We start from the raw sequence: 19,239 nt of genomic DNA on the forward strand, positions 1-19,239 counted from the left end.
GAAATGAATGGAATTTTTAATTCCTATGAATTTGAACCGCAAATAAAAGCCCTAATTAAGGAACGTTAACTTGGTTAATAAGTATGAGTTGTTTACCACACTAATGTGAAGAACCGAGCGATTATATTATACCGCCAGTCGGTATTAATTAGTTACTAAGCACCATAATGGTTGGCACCACGAGCAATATAGCGTAATTGCCAGATCAGTCTTTCTGTCAATTCGCCACGCTGCTGAGCATCTTGATCAAGCGCCTCCGCACCTGCGTTAAATACTAACGTAACCATGGCTTCTGACTGCATATAAGCATGATGTTTATCACAGGGTGTTTCTGTTTCAAGATAGTGCGCTAACTCTAGAATAAAGTGTTTTATTTCACGCGCTACCGCTGCGCGAAACGCTTTTGATGTGCCTGAGCGCTCTCTCAATAATAATCGGAATTGGTTGCTGGAGGTGTCTATAAACTCCATAAAAGTTTCAACGGACGTGATGATCACACTCCCTCCACTGGCTATACGCCTGCGAGCTTGGCGCATGAGCTGTCGCAAAGTCAGCCCAGCCTCATCAACCATAGTTAGTCCTAACTCGTTCATATCCTTGAAATGTCTATAAAATGACGTTGGTGCGATGCCTGCCTCGCGCGCGACTTCACGTAAACTAAGGTTAGAAAAGCTGTGTTCTGCACTGAGTTGATTAAAGGCAGCTTCAATTAACGCTTGCCTAGTTTTTTGTTTTTGCTGTGCGCGAACACCCGACATCCTGAACTCCAATCGCGATTTTTTGAAACGATCTCAAGTCTAATACTTGACGGCGCTAGAATGAAATATTATTTTAGCGTACAACTGTACGCTGAAATTAACTAATCATGAAAAAACCACCCTTAATTTGGACCAATGTCTTATTTTTTAGTCTGTCATTTCTGGCGGCAATCACTTTAGTACCTTGGTATGGCTTTACCTATGGCTATACCAACACTCACTGGATAGCTTTTATCGTTTGTATGTTCTACGCAGGTTTATCAATCACAGCAGGCTACCACCGCCTATGGGCACACAAAGCTTATGATGCACACCCTGCAATACAATGGATTTTTGCATTAGGCGGTGCGTTTGCGCTGCAAAATAGCGCGCTGCACTGGAGTAGCGATCACCGTATTCACCATGGACAGGTTGACGATCCTGTTAGGGATCCATACGCCGCAACAAACGGCTTTTGGTACAGCCACATTGGCTGGATGCTCAGAGATTACCAAGGCGAGAGTTATGGTGACTACACCAATGCCCGAGACTTACAACGCAATAAAATCGTGATGTTTCAGCACCGCCATTACCTTACATTGGTACTGCTTACAAATATTGGTATTCCTTTAATATTTGGAGCTATTTTCTCAAATAATTGGCTGGAAGTATTGGGAATGCTATTACTGACAGGAGTATTACGTCTAGTACTGAGTCAACATTTTACCTTCTTCATTAACTCGCTGGCGCATATTTGGGGCACCCGTCCCTACACGGAAAAAAATACAGCTCGAGATAACGGTTTCTTAGCACTATTCACTTATGGCGAAGGATATCATAATTTTCACCATATTTTTGCCAGTGACTATCGCAATGGCGTTCGTTGGTACCACTACGACCCAACCAAGTGGATGATACGCAGTTTGGCCGCTGTAGGACTCGCAACCAAGCTAAAGCGCACACCAATTGAGCGAATCGAGAAAGCCAAAGCAGAAACTTTGCTATTGAAAACTAAAGTCCGCCTAGCAAAATTGCCTTTAGCGCAAGATAAGCTTACATTGTTACATCAAGAGTATGAATTGCTTCTAAAAAAGCTTCAAACCTTTTGTTCTGTACAAAAACAGTTAATCGAAGCGAAAAAAGACTCCATGCTTGAACACTGTGACAAGTCCGCGCTCATGAAACAATATCAAGAGCTAGAAGCGGCTTGGCAAACGCAAAAACAAGCTTGGTTAGCATTAAATGCGAGGCTGCTGAAACCCTCTTTTAGCTAGAAGTTGGCGGCCTCTTAAAAGAATGAGGAGAGGCCGTGGCTAAGCCAAAAAATAAGTCTGCAAGTACCGCTGATACAGCCGCAGACACATTTCAATACGATGCTATCATAATTGGTACAGGCCCCGGAGGTGAAGGGGCCGCAATGAACTTGTCAAAGAGTCACAAAAAAGTGGCTGTGATTGAGCGTCAGCAGGCTGTCGGTGGAGGTTGCGTGCATTGGGGAACGATTCCTTCCAAAGCGCTGCGTCATTCAGTCAGCCGCCTTATTGAGTACAAGGCAAATCCACTCTATCGGTTTACTGAAAAACCACAACGTCATACTTTTCAGGACATACTCAATCACGCCAGTGCCGTTATCTCGAAGCAATCAAATTTGCGCAGCAGCTTTTATGAGCGTAACCGCATTCACCTCTACCAAGGTGACGCTAGCTTTATAGATAAGCATACTATCAAAGTGCAACATATTGATGGCTCACAAGATGTGCTCACCGCTCGCACTATAGTGATCGCCACAGGTTCTCGCCCCTATCGGCCACCCAGTGTTGATTTTTCACACCCGAGAATTTACGACAGCGACACAATTTTAAGTTTGCAGCACAATCCACAGCGCGTGCTAATTTATGGCGCGGGCGTAATTGGTTGTGAATACGCATCTATTTTCAAAGGGTTAGGGGCAAAAGTAGATTTAATCAACACCCGCGATAGATTACTGGCGTTTATGGATGCAGAAATATCTGATGCTTTGAGCTATCACTTTTGGAACAGTGGCATCGTGATCCGCCACAATGAAGATTTTGCTAAAGTTGAAACCCGAGATGATGGTGTTATCTTGCATCTAAAATCAGGTAAACGCGTTAAAGCAGACTGTATTTTATTCGCCAATGGTCGTACCGGTAATACAGATGGTCTTAACTTAGAAGCTATTGGCCTACAAGCGGATGGTCGCGGGCAATTAAAAGTAAACGAAAATTATCAGACATCTGTTAAGAATGTATATGCTGTTGGCGATGTTATCGGTTATCCAAGTCTTGCAAGCGCAGCATTTGATCAAGGCCGTATAGCGGCCGATGCCATCGCCCATGGTGAATGTGCCGCCAAGCTGATCATTGATATTCCAGCGGGAATCTATACTATTCCAGAGATGAGCTCTGTAGGTAAAACTGAGCAGCAATTAACCGCAGCTAAAATCCCTTATGAGGTTGGCAGAGCACAGTTTAAACATCTCGCTCGTGCACAGATCACAGGCACTGAAGTGGGTAGCCTAAAGCTTTTATTCCATGCTGAAACCAAAGAGCTCCTTGGCGTGCATTGCTTTGGAGAACGTGCTTCTGAAATCGTCCATATCGGCCAAGCTATTATGGAACAAAAAGGTCCTGGTAATAACATTGAATATTTTGTCAATACTACCTTTAATTACCCGACCATGGCCGAAGCATATCGAGTCGCGGCACTCAATGGCCTTAACCGTTTGTGTGATTAAAAAAACAAAGCGCCAACTCGGCGCTTTTTTTAAAATTGATACTGAGCACTTATTCGCCAAACTTGCTCACTCAAACCTAATGGCAGATAGGCTACTGGGCGAGACTGCGCTTCGTAGTCAATAAATTGAAATTCTGCACCCACTTGCCATGCCTCAGATATAGTTTTGCTCACATTCAACGTAACCCCATTTGTCAGGCTGGCATTTGGGTCGAATGTCCAAGTATCTTTATCCATCACTTTTGACTGCTCGACTCTGCCGCTGACACGATAATCACTGAATGTATGGCTTAACATGGCATACCAACTGTAAAAGTCATTATTAACACCACGCCTTGGTCCCATTGCCGTGTTTCCGTAAAGAGCCTGTGCAATAAACTGAGTTTGAGAAGATACTTTAGAGCGCCAAGCCAAAGACCAAAACTTACTATCCCAAGCGTACTGCTTAGTCGTGTAGTTAAGCGCACCAGGGTCCCCATTGTTATCATACCAATAGGCTCTTAGGCTATGACGTTTAAGGTAACTCCAGTGCACCCCGACGTAATATCCAAAGCGGCCATCAATCTCACTAAATGGTTCGACATATTGGCCTTGAAACCTGAGCTGTCTTGCATAGAGTGATTTAACCCGTGCAAATGCAACACGCTCATTAAACACCGATTGCCTATCATGAGGTATAAACCCCCGCCATGCTATGAGTGTCCCAGCAGGGTCATTGCCTTTAAACAATGCTCCAACAAAACTCACATCATGCTTGGAGCGAAACCGTCTCGCAGCACGCTTTAATTCAAATTCCGCACCAAATGTACGTATTTCCTCTGCCAACCAAGCATTAAGACCCGAGTAGTGGAGCGTATAGGGAGAAGACCAGCCAATAGCTGGGTTTTCTAAGGACATACGAGGATAAAAGCCCCCTATTCGTGCACTAAACTGATAACCCTGAGCCAACGGTTGGTATTGTATATAGGCTTCGGTGAAACCCAGTTTATGGTCTGGTTCGGGCACATATTGCGCAACGGCATGAGCCGACCACGCCGAGCTGAAATCCATTCTGCCACTTAATACAGCTCGACTTACGCCAAGTACATCGCTATCGGCATCAAACCTCGTAACTCCCCAACCTTGTCGCAACCATGACTTTTGTTCACTGGTGTTGGTAGCGGTGATCTCAACCAAGCCATTAAGTTGTCCCGTGACTTCTTGAGCCTGCGTGCATTCACTTAACAGTGCTACTGCAAAAGCTATGACAACTAGCTTACTCATATTCGTCTGTATCATCCGTTAAAAACTCCATTTTATCGAGCAGTGTTTGCTGAATTTGATAGTCCACCACTTGAGTTGTCTGAGTGATAGTAATCGATTTGCTTTCAGGACTATCTAAGTTTTCAAAGCGCTCATGCCATACATTTAACTGTGCGTTTCCTAATTGTGAGCTATCCAGCGTTAGTTGCACTATGCCTTGCTCATCGCTTACCCCATACACGCCTGAATTTACGACTAATATGTAACCTAACATCCAATCATGAATGTTACAGCCGAGCTCTACCACACCCGGCTGAGAAAAACTCACAGGCGCCAGAGGCTTGTCTCTATATAGTTTTAATTCAAACGACTTAGCCTTTGAAAAAGAATAAACATGATGAAGTATTGAGTCGAAGTTTGGAAACTCCACTAACGTGCCACTGGGAACGATTAGCGTATGAGGCACGAAAGCGCGATCTTGTTGACCCATGCTATATACTTTGTTTTCCTGCAGCTCCGTAGCCTGCCATTTAGAGCCTGTAAGCCATACAGCAGCCCCCACTATCGCATTGCCCCGTTCGTCACTTATTCTTACATCAAGTGCCTGACTAGAAAAACAGATAAAACCCAACCAAATAAATATTTTTTTCATGAGCAGTCCGTACGCATTCTTTGTTGTTCAGTATAGAGCATGGCTAAAAATAGCCGCAGTTAATCAATGAGACCGATAATATGTATCATCACTTTCACAATGAATACGTATGCAGATATTTCCGCCTTCCGTGTTCATCGCAGTATGCTAGTAATGCACCACTCACCAACACTAAATTAGGGACCCCATGCGTTTACTAAGCTATCTTATACTTTCAAGTGGCCTGTTTTGCTCTGTCATCCAAGCTGCAAGCTATTCGGTTGGCTCTCCTGATGGCGCTATCAAATTTACTATCTCTGATAGCCAACTTCAGCCTCACTACCAAGTCACATTTAATAACAAACCACTGCTGAATGCTTCTAAACTAGGCTTCGAATTCAAGCATGCAGCAGCGATGAAAGAAAACCTTGAGATAAGCTCTAGCGCCACCAGCGCTTACCAACAAACCTGGCAGCAACCATGGGGCGAAGCTCGACTAATCAACGATCATCACAATGAGCTAGCGGTTACGTTCCGTGATAAAGACAGCAAGCAAACTGCATTTGTATTGAGAGTAAGGGTCTTCAATGATGGCTTAGGGTTTCGTTACGAGGTAAATCATGCCAGTGCCCTTTACATAACCAAAGAGTTAACCGAATTCAATTTTGCCGACAGCAACAATAGTACTGCTTGGTGGATCCCTGCACGTGGCTGGAACCGCTATGAATATACTTACAATACAACACCGTTGCAGCATGCTGCCCATGTACATACTCCGTTTACGCTAAAAAACGCTGATGGTGTGCATGTGAGTGTACATGAAGCGGCTTTACTTGATTACGCGGCTATGACCCTAAACCAACGTCGCCCAGGGATATTTGAGGCGGATCTCACACCTTGGTCAGACGGGATTCGGGTCAAGACTAATGGCCAATTTAAAACTCCGTGGCGCACACTACAAATTGGTGATGAAGCCGTAGATTTACTGAATTCTCATTTGATCCTCAACTTAAATGAGCCAAATAAGCTAGGTGATGTTTCATGGGTTGAGCCGGGTAAATACTTGGGAATTTGGTGGGGTATGCACATAGGTAAAAATACATGGGGTAGCGGCGAGAAACACGGTGCCACAACTGAGCACACAAAAGCTTATTTAAGCTTCGCTGCCGAACATGGTTTTGATGGCGTGCTCGTCGAAGGCTGGAATACAGGCTGGGATGGGGACTGGTTCTTCAATGGTGATGTATTTAGCTTTACTGAGGCTTATCCTGATTTTGATATAAAAGCGATCAGCGATCACGGCAAACAGGTTGGTGCCCGCTTGATAGGACACCATGAAACCTCAGGCAACGTCAGTAACTATAGAAAACAGATGAAAGATGCTTTTTCACTTTATCAAACCTATGGCGTGCGACAAGTTAAAACAGGCTATGTAGCTGATGGCGGCAATATAAAACGCATCGATGAACAAGGTTATGCCCGCTATGAATGGCATGATGGTCAGTTTATGGTCAATGAGTATCTTGATAATGTAAAATTAGCAGCACAGTATCAAATCAGTATTAATACCCATGAACCAATCAAAGATACCGGACTACGTCGCACCTATCCAAATTGGTTGAGTCGAGAAGGAGCGAGAGGTCAGGAATTCAATGCTTGGGGAACCCCTCCTAACCCCCCAGAACATACGCCCATGCTTGCCTTTACCAGAATGTTGGCGGGCCCTATGGACTTTACCCCTGGTATATTTGATATGAGTTTTAATGGGTTAGGAGACAAAACCAATCGACCACAAACCACGCTAGCCAAGCAGCTTGCCCTTTATGTTGTACTTTACAGCCCAATCCAAATGGCAGCAGATTTACCAGAAAACTACCTAGCCAAACCGGATGCATTTCAGTTCATTAAAGATGTCCCCACTGATTGGGAAACCAGTATTGCTTTGGCAGGAGAGGTTGGTGATTACGTTGTATTTGCTCGCAAAGAGAGAAAACGTGGACAATATACAGGCAATGACTGGTATTTAGGGGCTATCACTGATGAGCATGCACGTAGTATTGAAATTAAACTGGACTTTTTGGATGCCAACAAAAAGTTTGAAGCTCATATTTATCAAGATGGTAAACAAGCAGAATGGAAGCATAACCCTTATGACATGTCGATCAGCAAGCGCATTGTCACCGCAAAAGATAAGTTAACCCTAAAGCTCGCCACTAGTGGCGGTACAGCGATTCGTTTTAAAGCTATTTAAATGCCCCTTGAAAGGCAGTACTGGAGTGCTGCCCTTCATTTTTTAACTTCCTAAACCTATTGTTTTAGCTACACATTAATTAGCATAATTACTTAACTGTTGGTCAATATCACTAATTACACTTTCCAGCCAAAATCATAACTACATGATATTTATGATATAAATAATTGGTTCAGTAATTGCTTTCAACGTAGTACTCTCTTACTCAATATGTTTTAAGGAAAATACAATGCCAGTTCCAATCAATGACAGACCTTTAGAAACGGTACGTGAAGAAGTTATCGATCAGCTTATTTTAAATTACAGCCATGGCGAATTATCTGCTGATGCTTTTGAGCGACGGTTAGACAAGGCTTATCAAATTGATGAACAAAGCCAATTACAACAACTCGTTGCAGATTTACCGCTACAATCAGATCCTCGCTACTACAGCGAAAAGCAAGCGCGTATGCAACCTAAATTTACAGCATCACACCCACATCAAGACTCTCTTACTATTACGTCAATTCTAAGTTCAGACCATCGTAGCGGTGAATGGGTTGTACCGAAACATATTAGCTTAAACAACTATCTTGGCAGCATAGAGTTAGATTTTAGAAACGCAGTTTTTACTCATCCCGAGGTTATCATCGACGTCAACTGTATCATGGGCAGCGATGAGATCATCATCCCCGAAAATATTGATGTTATAACCAGTACAACTAACATCATGGGTCATGTCAGCAACAATCGCTCACAATTATCCTCCAATATCGTCACTCAACAGCGTCCTAAGTTATATATCCAAGGTAAGGTGATTTTAGGCAGTGTCGACATTTTCGTGAAAAAAACCATGCAAGAGAAAATGAAGCAGTTTGCCACGAACTTAAAATCAATGTTTGACGAAAGTAAGCTTGGGTAATTAGTCGTTCTATGGTTATGGGGGATGTCCCCCCACCATTCTACTCATCTCGACACAGACCGTAATAATAGGCATCTGAGCGTTGCATACTCAGTTGAAAGTGACTACGTAAGTGCCCTTCTCTTTGCATTCCTAGCTTTTCCATTAACTTCCAAGAAGCAATGTTTTCGATAGCGCACAAGGCAGTTATTTTCTTAACCTCCAGCTCGACAAAAAGACGCTCGACGAACATAGATACTGCCTCATACGCATATCCTTGCCCGATAAAATCTTTATGCAGTCGGTAACCTATTTCACCAATGAGACTAGCTTTATTAACGTACTTAAACATCAGCTCGCCAATTAAGTGATCATTGTTTTGCAATGTGATGGCCAAAGCCAAACGTTCATTTTCCAGTGCCAGCCATGGCTGACAGCCCTCCAATAAACGCTCTTTAGCCTGCTCATAACTGGCTGGCTCACCAATATATCGGGAAGTAAGCGGGCAACTTCGATGCTCATAGCTTGCTGCGAGATCATCTGGGGTCACCGGCCTTATAGCCAATCGCTTCGTATAAAATCGCATTAAATATTCCTTACTCGTCTTGCTAGTAAAAATCTATTCCATGAGCGCTTGTTTGAAAACAAGGTCATCCACGCCCAACCAAGTAACATTGCCATGAACCAAGTAACCCATGCCATATCACTAGGTTTGTCGATAAAATAACTGTTACATGCTACCGCTAACAAAGAGAACAGCAACAGCTCACATGCGCCTATCAGTGCATTAGCACTACCAGCTTGCTCGGGGAAATACTCACTTAGCATTTGAATATAGATGGCAAAATATCCACCAAACATTATCATAACTAGTCCGTAAGCCAGTAAAGCATTCAATAGCGTAAACGGCATAAACATGTAACAAACACCGCTTAGCACAAGTAAAGGCCAAAACAAACCCGTCACCCAAGCCATATTCAAATGCCGATGCAACTTGCTACTGAGCAAACTGCCCAACAGCAAGCCAGCCATGGGTAACATCATTACACTGCCAAATTGTGCTTCGCTCAACGCGAATTGCCTTTGTAATACAAAAGGAAAATATAGCTGTGTGGTCATGTAGATAAATGTCGGTGTCCATTTAAATAGGGCAATAGCCACAAACTTAGGCGCACTGAATAGTGTTTGATATTGTCTAAACAGATGATGAGGATACAGCGACCCTGTCGCACTAAGACTTGATCCAGACGGTAATAGCCAATACCCGATAAAGGCCACGATTATCAAATAAGCACTCAACATCCAAGCCAAAAATTGCCAATCAGCCCAACTCGCTAACACCCCTCCAAACCACGGCGCAACGATGGCCACACAACTTGCAACCATCGCTAGACTGCCTAGCGCCTCTCGCAATTGAGCACCACGATATACCGCACCTAAAATAGTACGGCTGATCAGCAAAGGAGCTGCTGCACCCAACCCTTGAAATAATCGTCCCAGAGCAAACCACTCGGTGCTTGTGGCCAATGCACAGCAAATACTGCCTACCACAAACACCGTTTGCCCAGCTAAAAAGACTTGCCTGTCTCCATACTTATCTCGCAATGGACCAACCATTAATTGCGACAAGCCCAAGCATATGAAATAACCTGTGATCATCATTTGGCTGAGCCCCTGACTCATCTCAAGATCTGCGGCAATATGTGGTAATACTGGAAAAAATATTTGGCTCGCAAGCTGCGAGCAAGACAGCAGTAGCATCGCGATTATCAACATGGAATATTTGCCTGTGAAAATTCTGTGCTGACTATATGCTTTACTTTACTGACAAAAAACCCTGTAATTGGAATAACATTATGTCCTCAAAGGAATTAATATGGATTGGCTTAGTGCAGCAAAAAGTTTCACACTAATCGCTCAGTATGGCAGCTTCACTCAAGCTGCGGAGAAGTTAAATATTTCTTCATCCGCGATAAGCAAACGCATCGACTGGCTAGAAAAACAAATGGGCCTGAGCTTACTGATCCGTACAACGAGACAGGTTAAGCTAAGCGAGGCTGGCCATTTGTTGCTACCTAAAGCCCAAGCACTTATTGCGCAATTTGACCATATTTTAGAACACTCTCAAGAGGTCAATAAAACCCCATCAGGGACCCTCAAAATAGCTGCGACATTAGCGGTTGGGAATAGTATCCTTATGCCAAGCATCCAGACTTTTCTCAGCCAATACCCAGATATAACAATCCAACTTAATGTGCTTGCACCTGGTGCTCTACCCGATTTGCATCATGATTTAGTGATCACTCGTCATTATGATGAGTTTGATTCAGTCGCCCACAAAGGTACCTGTTTACTGGATTACCAAATGAAGCTGTTTGCTGCCCCCAGCTATTTACGGCGCCACAGTGTCATTAACAATGTGAATGATTTGGCAGGCCACAAAATGTTATTAAGTAATTACTATCACAAAAAAGGCCATATAGTGCTAAGTGATGATTCTATTTTTACCTTCGATCATTGCAACTTTGTCTCCGATCACCTTGATGCCATGCTAGAGGCTGCGGAACAAGGTATGGGACTGATGTTTATCTCAGCCAGTTATATCCACAAACAACTGCATGAAGGCACGCTTGTTCCTGTTCTGCCGCAAGTAAAATCCGCCAACAAGCAGTTATGGGCTTACTACCCAAACAGCGCGTTCATTCCCATCAAAACCAGACTATTTATCGATCACCTTAAGCAGCAATTAGCCACACAGCAAACATAATAGACTCAGCCGTGTGGACTTTATTTTTTCATGTTAAAGTGGTGCGCTCACTTGGACCTGTCGACGCCGTAAATGCCAACCAATAAACTGGCTTAATATCAGCGAACAGGCAGCCAAACTAGCTCCAAAATAAAATACCAATGCGCTATCATAAAGCCAAACCACACCAAAACTTGCTGGAATAATGACTGCAGCTATATGGTTGATGGTAAAGCTAACCCCAGCTGTAGAAGCAATATCTTGAGGGCGGGCAATTTTTTGAAAGTAAGTTTTTAGAGCAATCGCCATTGCAAAAAACAAGTGATCTATTACATATAAAGCGGCCGCCAGTTGAGCTGACTCAACCAAAGCATAACCGGTAAATACTAACATCAAACCTGTGTATTCAATTGTTAGTGCTTTTTGCTCACCAATTTTGCCAATCATTTTGCCAATAACGGGCGCCGCAAAAATATTGATAACATGGTTAAGCATATAAAGCATGGTGATTTGCGCCACGTCAAAACCAAATTTTTCGACCATAAGAAACCCAGCGAACACCATAAATATTTGTCTACGAGCGCCTGCAAAGAAGAGCAGTAAATAGTACAGGCTGTACTCTTTTCGCAAAATGATATTTTTATGCTGTGTGCTTTGCTGTTTAAAATGTGGGAATACACTTATCATAAATAATGTCAGTGCGAGGCCAACTCCCCCTAGCAGTAAATATAACCACTCATAACTAGTTGATATAAATGTGACACATAGCCAAATAAGTCCAAAAGTGACCAACGAGGCCATAGATTTAATTGACATCAACTGACCAAGCTTTTGTGGTGCTTCTTCTTTTTTAAACCACTGTAAACTCAAAGATTGGTTAAGCGTCTCAAAATAATGAAAACCTATCGACATTAGCACGGTCGTTGCGTACAACCCATAAATACTTGGAAATAACCCTGTTATTGCCACCCCTATAGACAATAAACACAGACTGAGAAGGGCAAATGTCTGCTCTTTAACAACGAGCAAAATAAAAACCGCCGTAAACGCTAAAAAGCCGGGGATCTCTCGCAAAGATTGCAGCATGCCCATATTCGCACCATTAAACTGCGCAGCTTCTACCGCAAAGTTGTTCAGCAATGCTGTCCAAGCTGCAAATGTGACCGCCATAACAATTGTTGATAGCGCCAAAAAGCCAAACGGGGTTTTCCATCTAGATTGAGGTTGAACATCTTCCATTATTTCTCCTAAAAGCACATTTAATAAGCGGCTTTATTCTACTGCCTAGTAACAGTGACCAAAATCCAATTTATAGACAGATAATTTATCAGATCGGACAAATTGCAAAATAATTGCTCAGCTCTTACTGTGAACATTTTTCATTCAACAACAACTTTGCAGGATACAAATTCTAACTAACGCTTAAGGGAGTGGAGCTCATTGCGCAACATAAACTCACCAACATACTAATGACATCTAATATTTTTTGTATCAGGCTATTGCTGAACAACATGGAAAGGGTTGCTGTTAATACTCAAAGCCAAATTAGTCTGATAAAGACCTTAATCACTAAATACATCCTCTGTTCAGCTATCTCTCTAATAACAGTACTAAGAGAGCTTCCAACAACACTCCACAAGCAATTCTTATCATTGCTGATAAAAAAGGGGTAATTTGGTAGCCTTAAGCCGCTAGGCTAGCATTTTAGTAAACCTTAACCTTGAGACAAAAATCTCTTATAGTGGGTTGAAGTAAACCTTCCCTGGTAACAATTATGAAATATCTAGATGCCGGAAACAGAGGTTTATGATGGTAAATGGCCAAAATGATGTGATGACAGCTAATTGGAACAGTATCGCGACACGTTTTAAATTAAAGCACTTAGGCAAGCCTGTGTATCCAAGAGCCAGCACCATGCCTCCATGGCAGCATGTTCAAACACATCAACATACATGGGGGCAACTTGCATATACAAGCAATGGGGTTCTAAGTATTGTGACACCCGAAGGGAATTTTGTAATACCTCCCGATCAGGCTCTATGGCTCCCCCCAAATTTACCACATGAAACTTTTTGTAGGTATGGGGGATATTTTAGAAGTGTTTATATCGACGAAAAGTACGCTCCACTGCTAGGTGGCAGTGCAAAACTGCTCCACGTTGATGAACTCTTAAAAGCCATGATATTGGAAATATGCGCTTGGGAGCCTGACTATACACTAGATGAAAAAACGCTACGCTTTATCCAAGTATTTGTTGATAGACTTGAATCAGCACCAACTAGCTCATTTTTCATGCCAACAGCACAAGATGATCGACTACTGCCAATCATAAGTGAGCTGCACGCAAACCCAGGTTGCCACAAAACATTGCAACAATGGGGTGAAGAAATTGGCGCATCAACACGTACACTTAATCGTTTGTTTGCAAAAAGCTTTGCAATGAACTTCAGTCAGTGGAAACAAAAGCTAAGGGCATTGAGAGCGGTAGAAATGATAGAAGCAGGTCATAATCAACAGTACATTGCCGAACAACTTGGGTTTGAATCCAGCTCGGCCTTCAATACTTCGTTTAAAAAAGTCTTTAACTGTACGCCTGGCCAATATCTAAAGCGCCCCTAGTATTTGGCTGTCAGGCCTTGAATATACAAGGCCATTGCAAGTTGTGTCTAATTTAATACCACAAATGTACCTTCAAACGTAGCAACTAAGACGTCTCCATCATGAACCCGTACAGGTACAATATACTTCGCCTTGCCCTGTGTTTTAAGCTCTTCAAGCTTACCCTGACAATCTGCAATAGATACTGAGGCACTTGGCGCGCTGGTTAGCGGTTTCAAGTACTTAATATTGGCATCTGCCAATACAATACTACCTTCTAGGTTTTGCTCTTTTAATGCAAGGTAAGTGGCTCCCCACCCCGTCAGCGTTGCCATGCTGTATATTGAACCTGCAAACATTGAATTATGAAGATTCAGGTTCGCCTTTAGATCTGCACGTGTTGAAAACTGCCAATCGGTATAACTCTCAACCTTGATCCCCATCGCATCACTGATAGGAATGGACTCTCGCCATGTATCTTGTAGCACTTGGGTCCAATCTGGGTGACGAAACCAGCCTGGCTCTGTTGGTCTTTGTTTAACCATTTTCCAATGCTGGATATCGTTGTAAGCCAAATGTGCCTTCTCAACCATCTTATATCCATGGCGCTCATAAAATGCTAATGCTCTTTCTCTGGCAAATAAGACTAACTCTTCTGCACTTTGTCGCCAGGCACTTTTCTCAAGCTCATGTAATAGTCTGCTGCCAAGATGCTGACCTCGATGCGCCTCAGACACAGCCATATAACGCACCTGCGCTTGCTGCTGGGTGTTAAAGTGTAATCTGGCTACTGCAAGCACCTGCTCTTCATTATCTTTGATGTATAAATGTTCAGACTCTTGCTCTAAATCGTCTTGCTCCGAGCCTCGAGGCTGACCCCAAGGCGCGCGTAAAACTTGCCAACGCAGTTGGTAATAAGCTTGCCAATCTTCACTGCTTTGCGGTGAGCTAACCTTAAACATAAATACTCCTGTTATTCATTTTTCTTGGCGATGAGCAATAGACCATACTAGAAATCAAGGAAACTGAACATACTCTATTGGTAGAAGGCCAAAGCTGAGTGTAAAAATTACCGAACAAAGTGGCATTACAGCAATCGTGAGCTATGCTGATGTTACTATGCATAATTTTGTGACTGCCCGAGGCACGATCGCCAACCAATTTGTACAACAGAGCCACCAACTAGGTCATTTACTTTATTGGCACAAACATGGCAATGTGAGCATACAAGTTCGGCAAGACAAAACCTTGCGCTGGTTGTTGATCAACGACACCTTACAATCTGTAGTGGAGAAAGACCACCCAGAGCAGCTTCTTTTTCCTCATTTACAAACTCTTGCGGCGATATGGCAGAATTTACCCACACCAAATAAAGTGTTAGAGCTAGGATTGGGTGGGGGTGCCATCAGAGACTACCTACAAGCGATTTACCCAGAGTGTGATGTGCTTTCCGTAGATAACAATCCAGACATAGTCCATTGCTATAAAAAGTATTTCCGTGGCGAACAAGGGTGCAGTGTAGCTTGTATGGATGCCGATACAGCACTGTCTGGTAATCAACGATATGATTGGATTATTTTAGATTTGTTCAGCGCAATAGATGCACCACTATTTTTGTTCCAGCATCCATTTTACCGACACCTACGCGCTGCACTCAACCATGATGGTTGGCTCTTTATCAACTTTCTAGCCGAGCATCCATCGCAGCGTCAGCGCCTTGAACACTTATTGATCACCAATTTTGGCAAAAAGCCAAGAATCGAAACTGTCGCCGACTACGCAAATCACATCATTGCAATTAAACGCTAGACTTTAAGGTTAAAAGTCACAGGTCCATCGTTACACAAAGTCACTTGCATATCGGCGGCAAACTGTCCCGTTGCTACTTCTAAGCCTGATTCCTTCGCTTGCTCTACAAATAACTCATATAAAGCATTTGCACGTTCCGGTACTGCCGCCGATGAAAAACTTGGCCTCATCCCTTTTTGAGTGTCAGCCGCAAGTGTAAATTGGGAAACCACAAGCAGCTCACCTGCAATGTCCTTTAGGCTGAGATTCATCTTACCGTCGTTATCAGTGAATATCCGATAGTTACTTACTTTATGTAGTAACTTAGCGACATGTGCTTGTGTATCTTCTTTTTCGACGCCTAGCAACAGTACTAAACCTGTTTTAATCTCACCCACTATCGTGCCAGCAACCTCTACTTTGGCAAACGAAACTCTTTGTATTAAGCCTTGCACATAAGCCTCTTTTACAATATCAACAAAGTGCGTCACTATAAGTCAATAGATTCATAATCACCAGTCATGCAAAATGTTATGAGTGCAGCTTGCACGCTAAAAGATCTGCGGCTCTACGTATTGCTTCAAAATAAGCCTGACTGGCACCACTGTGCCCTAGACCATCCAATATATACAATTGAGCATTGAGTTCATCAGCTAACCGCTGAACTGGAGCAAAACGACACACAAGGTCGTGTCTACCATGAACAAACCATATAGGGATTGATTTAAGCTCCTGTGGAGCAGTATCTAAGTTTTGTAACTGTACAAATATTTCAGGGCTAAAGTAATGGCACATTATCTTCGCCTGCTGTGTAATACAATTAGCTTGTTCTAAATGATACCGACTAAGAGATGCCGCCAACGTGACCTGTCGGTCCCATTCATGCCAGTGGTGAGCAGCCTTATGCTGCAACAATTCATCATCACTATACAAAGCATCACGGTAATACGCCAAAACATCCTCAGCGCTTTGTAAACCCTGGCTGAACGAATGATAGCTTTCGGGATAAAACTGAGCCCCAGCGCCTTGGGGAGAATATAGCCACTGTATATCTTGCTCTGTTGCTAAAAAAGACGCCCATAAAACTAGACCCTTAACACGCTCTGGATATTTGTGCGCAAATAGCAGGCTCAATGTAGCTCCCCAAGAGCCACCAACCAGAACTGTTTGTTTTATTTCCAGGTGATCTAATAGTTTTAGTATGTCATGAACAAGGTAGTTGGGTGTATTATGCTGCAACTCATGAGGTGTTGAACCACCACACCCTCTTTGACTATACAAAATAATTCGATACCGCTCAGGGTTAAAATACTGCGTCGCCTCGGGATTCAAACCACAACCTGGCCCACCATGATTAACGAGAACTGGCAAACCGTCTGGTTTTCCATACTCTTCAACATAAATCTGATGCCCATGGCCAACAGCCAAATGAAAACTGCGTAATGCGTTTCCTACAATATAACCCTGTGCCATTGTCACACCTCTTGACCTAGTATGTCTCTTCTTCCTCCATCTGTTTATCGTCATGTTTAAACCATGGCTCATGCTCGCCTAAACAAACTGTAAATTCAGCACCTAACAGCACTACAATCCACGATAGGTAAACCCACACAAACAGAATTGGAACCGTTGCTAACGCGCCGTAAATCACTTCATAAGAGGGAAAGTGGCTGATATATGCTGCGAAGCCTTTCTTTGATAACTCAAATAATAGTGCAGCAAACAATGCTCCGGGAACAGCCGCCCTAAATGATACGCGCGTGTTAGGCACTAAAGTATAGAGCATAATGAACCCTGCCATTGAAATCGCATATGGTAATAGCTTTAGTAAAAACCCGCTAAACCCGGGTATCCCTTGATCTGCAAAAGATACAAGAGAGACAATATAAGAAGTTACACCGATACTTGCCCCAAGCAACACAGGTCCTAGCGTTAGAACCATCCAATAAATAGCAAAAGAAATCATTAAAGGGCGCTTCTTTTCGACACGCCATATTCTATTTAAGGCTGCATCAACATTTCTGATCAACAGCAGTGCAATTGCGGCTAAAAAGCCAATACCTACCGCCGTCATTTGGTTTGCATTCCCAGTAAATGCACTGATATGCGACTTAATACTATCAGTGGAGGTAGGTACGAAGTTATTAAAAATAAAGTTCTCTATCGCCACTCTGGTGTCTTCAAACCCTGGAAATGCAGAAAAGATTGCTACACCTACAGCTATTAGAGGCACTAAAGACAATAAAGTGACGTAGGCTAGATAGCCAGCATTAACAGTGATCTGATCTTCAGTACAACGCCCTAAGTAGTATCGCCACCACTTCGGCTGCATTGAAATAAGCTGTTTTACCTTCGGCAACAATTGTTCTACCCTAACCTTCATAACCATCTAATTTTTAGAAACTCTTTGCACATCATAGCAATCAGTTACATAATTTACAGCATGATTGATAGAAAACTGGCTTAATATGAAACGCTTCACATTGCTAACCACTCTTGTTCTTGGGCTTACAGGATGTCAAACAGCTTACTACTCCGCTATGGAAAAAGTAGGGATCCACAAACGTGAAATCTTGGTAGATAGAGTTGAAGATACAAAAGAATCTCAGCAAGAATCACAGCAGGAGTTTCAATCTGCACTAGAACGCTTAAGTACCTTGATCAATTTTGATGGCAAGGAGTTACAGTCAGTATATGAGCAATTAAACGACGATTATGAATCTAGCCTCGCATCAGCCCAAGAGGTTAGCGCGAACATTAATAAGGTAGAGGATGTAGCACAAGCTTTGTTCGACGAATGGCAAGATGAATTAGAGCAATACTCAAGTGCAAAGCTAAAAAGAGAAAGCGACAAAAAGCTGAAGCAAACACAGCGACAATTTGATAAGTTACTTCGCTCAATGCGTAGCAGTGAAAGTAAAATGCAGCCTGTATTAGCATCTCTAAAAGATAATGTTTTATATCTCAAACACAATTTAAATGCACAAGCTATTGCTGCCATTCGAGGTGAATTCAAAAGCCTACAAACAGATATTCAGTCATTGATTAATGATATGAATCGCTCCATTGAAGACTCCAACAAATTCATAGCGCAAATGAATACAACGAATTGATGGCTCGAGCAACGCAAATATCGTGCAAAGAGTTAACGACAGCGAACGCAGTGAGAGCATTTCCTTTGCGTAAGGTGAATATCGTGCAAAAGTTTAATGACAAAGCGCGCAGCGCTGACATTCCTTTTGCGCAAGGTGAATTATCGTGCAAAAGGTTAGCGACATGAGCGAAGCGAACACGCTCTTTTTGCGCAAGGTGAATATAGTGCAAAGGGTTAACGACTGCGAACGAAGTGAGGGCGTTTCCTTTGCGCAAGGTGAAGTGAGCAGATTTAGCTACTGCTGAGGGACTCACACCACTGAGGGACTCACACCACTGAGAGACTCACACTGCTGCCGAGGGACTCTCTTAAACGTCGGATGGCGCTGCGCTTATCACGACCTACAACCCCAAAACGCAAAAAGCCCATCCGATTGGATGGGCTTTTTACTTAATTAGGAGCTTGGTGCGCTACGCAGTAGGATGTTCTACTCCGTAGTGGCTACTCCGTAGCGGCTA

18 protein-coding genes are annotated in these 19,239 nt (G+C 43.0%); 8 read left to right on the plus strand and 10 right to left on the minus strand.

Features of this window, described 5'->3' with window-relative positions; genetic code table 11:
* Positions 1-155: 155 nt before the first annotated feature.
* Positions 156-758, minus strand: a complete 603-nt coding sequence (fabR, locus tag BIW53_RS00595) for an HTH-type transcriptional repressor FabR (protein WP_070989627.1) — start codon at positions 756-758, stop codon at positions 156-158.
* A gap of 107 nt (positions 759-865) precedes the next feature.
* On the opposite strand from fabR, the gene BIW53_RS00600 reads away from it, so the two are divergent.
* Complete coding sequence (locus BIW53_RS00600) at positions 866-2,011, plus strand: acyl-CoA desaturase (protein ID WP_070989629.1); 1,146 nt, start codon at positions 866-868, stop codon at positions 2,009-2,011.
* A 35-nt stretch (positions 2,012-2,046) separates the two neighbouring features.
* Positions 2,047-3,492, plus strand: coding sequence for a Si-specific NAD(P)(+) transhydrogenase (gene sthA / locus BIW53_RS00605; protein WP_084228018.1), 1,446 nt, complete (start codon positions 2,047-2,049; stop codon positions 3,490-3,492).
* A gap of 29 nt (positions 3,493-3,521) precedes the next feature.
* On the opposite strand, the gene BIW53_RS00610 is transcribed toward sthA, so the two are convergent.
* Together BIW53_RS00610 and BIW53_RS00615 are read right to left on the minus strand one after the other, a co-directional pair.
* The gene (locus BIW53_RS00610; protein ID WP_070989631.1) at positions 3,522-4,754 is read right to left on the minus strand and encodes a hypothetical protein; all 1,233 of its coding nucleotides are present in this window, start codon (positions 4,752-4,754) and stop codon (positions 3,522-3,524) included.
* A complete protein-coding gene (locus tag BIW53_RS00615) occupies positions 4,747-5,385 on the minus strand; it encodes a methylamine utilization protein (RefSeq protein ID WP_084228020.1) in 639 nt (212 codons plus the stop codon). The genes BIW53_RS00610 and BIW53_RS00615 overlap by 8 nt, the downstream gene beginning before the upstream one ends.
* 187 nt (positions 5,386-5,572) lie before the next feature.
* On the opposite strand from BIW53_RS00615, the gene BIW53_RS00620 reads away from it, so the two are divergent.
* A complete protein-coding gene (locus BIW53_RS00620; protein ID WP_070989635.1) occupies positions 5,573-7,615 on the plus strand; it encodes a glycoside hydrolase family 97 protein in 2,043 nt (680 codons plus the stop codon).
* 229 nt (positions 7,616-7,844) lie between these two features.
* The gene (locus BIW53_RS00625) at positions 7,845-8,516 is read left to right on the plus strand and encodes a DUF1707 SHOCT-like domain-containing protein (RefSeq protein WP_070989637.1); all 672 of its coding nucleotides are present in this window, start codon (positions 7,845-7,847) and stop codon (positions 8,514-8,516) included.
* 40 nt (positions 8,517-8,556) lie between these two features.
* On the opposite strand, the gene BIW53_RS00630 is transcribed toward BIW53_RS00625, so the two are convergent.
* Both BIW53_RS00630 and BIW53_RS00635 read right to left on the minus strand, forming a co-directional pair.
* The gene (locus BIW53_RS00630; RefSeq protein ID WP_070989639.1) at positions 8,557-9,081 is read right to left on the minus strand and encodes a GNAT family N-acetyltransferase; all 525 of its coding nucleotides are present in this window, start codon (positions 9,079-9,081) and stop codon (positions 8,557-8,559) included.
* Positions 9,081-10,271: an MFS transporter gene (locus BIW53_RS00635; protein WP_070989641.1), complete on the minus strand. Its 1,191-nt coding sequence runs from the start codon at positions 10,269-10,271 to the stop codon at positions 9,081-9,083. The genes BIW53_RS00630 and BIW53_RS00635 overlap by 1 nt, the downstream gene beginning before the upstream one ends.
* A gap of 100 nt (positions 10,272-10,371) precedes the next feature.
* Between BIW53_RS00635 and BIW53_RS00640 the strand changes: the two genes are divergently transcribed.
* Complete coding sequence (locus tag BIW53_RS00640; RefSeq protein ID WP_070989643.1) at positions 10,372-11,262, plus strand: LysR family transcriptional regulator; 891 nt, start codon at positions 10,372-10,374, stop codon at positions 11,260-11,262.
* Between the two features lie 33 nt (positions 11,263-11,295).
* Here BIW53_RS00640 and BIW53_RS00645 read toward each other — a convergent pair whose 3' ends face one another.
* Positions 11,296-12,480, minus strand: coding sequence for an MFS transporter (locus tag BIW53_RS00645; RefSeq protein ID WP_070989645.1), 1,185 nt, complete (start codon positions 12,478-12,480; stop codon positions 11,296-11,298).
* A 567-nt stretch (positions 12,481-13,047) separates the two neighbouring features.
* Between BIW53_RS00645 and BIW53_RS00650 the strand changes: the two genes are divergently transcribed.
* Positions 13,048-13,860: an AraC family transcriptional regulator gene (locus BIW53_RS00650; RefSeq protein WP_245699320.1), complete on the plus strand. Its 813-nt coding sequence runs from the start codon at positions 13,048-13,050 to the stop codon at positions 13,858-13,860.
* A 47-nt stretch (positions 13,861-13,907) separates the two neighbouring features.
* Here BIW53_RS00650 and BIW53_RS00655 read toward each other — a convergent pair whose 3' ends face one another.
* Entirely contained in the window at positions 13,908-14,801 is an 894-nt protein-coding gene (locus tag BIW53_RS00655) for a bifunctional GNAT family N-acetyltransferase/hotdog fold thioesterase (protein WP_070989647.1), read from the minus strand.
* 157 nt (positions 14,802-14,958) lie between these two features.
* Here BIW53_RS00655 and BIW53_RS00660 point away from each other — a divergent pair, with 157 nt between their 5' ends.
* Positions 14,959-15,648: a spermidine synthase gene (locus BIW53_RS00660; RefSeq protein ID WP_070989665.1), complete on the plus strand. Its 690-nt coding sequence runs from the start codon at positions 14,959-14,961 to the stop codon at positions 15,646-15,648.
* Here the strand turns inward: BIW53_RS00660 and dtd are convergent.
* The 3 genes from dtd to BIW53_RS00675 all read right to left on the minus strand — a co-directional run bounded on the left by dtd (position 15,645) and on the right by BIW53_RS00675 (position 18,010).
* Positions 15,645-16,082, minus strand: coding sequence for a D-aminoacyl-tRNA deacylase (gene dtd, locus BIW53_RS00665; RefSeq protein WP_070989667.1), 438 nt, complete (start codon positions 16,080-16,082; stop codon positions 15,645-15,647). The genes BIW53_RS00660 and dtd overlap by 4 nt on opposite strands.
* Positions 16,083-16,158: 76 nt before the next feature.
* Entirely contained in the window at positions 16,159-17,100 is a 942-nt protein-coding gene (locus tag BIW53_RS00670; protein WP_070989649.1) for an alpha/beta fold hydrolase, read from the minus strand.
* Between the two features lie 16 nt (positions 17,101-17,116).
* On the minus strand, positions 17,117-18,010 hold the full coding sequence (locus tag BIW53_RS00675) for a virulence factor BrkB family protein (RefSeq protein WP_070989669.1): 894 nt from the start codon (positions 18,008-18,010) through the stop codon (positions 17,117-17,119).
* An 85-nt stretch (positions 18,011-18,095) separates the two neighbouring features.
* Here BIW53_RS00675 and BIW53_RS00680 point away from each other — a divergent pair, with 85 nt between their 5' ends.
* On the plus strand, positions 18,096-18,740 hold the full coding sequence (locus BIW53_RS00680; protein ID WP_070989652.1) for a DUF2959 domain-containing protein: 645 nt from the start codon (positions 18,096-18,098) through the stop codon (positions 18,738-18,740).
* Positions 18,741-19,239: the final 499 nt, after the last annotated feature.

Origin of the sequence: Pseudoalteromonas byunsanensis, assembly GCF_001854475.1 — a bacterium.
Lineage (GTDB): Bacteria > Pseudomonadota > Gammaproteobacteria > Enterobacterales > Alteromonadaceae > Pseudoalteromonas > Pseudoalteromonas byunsanensis.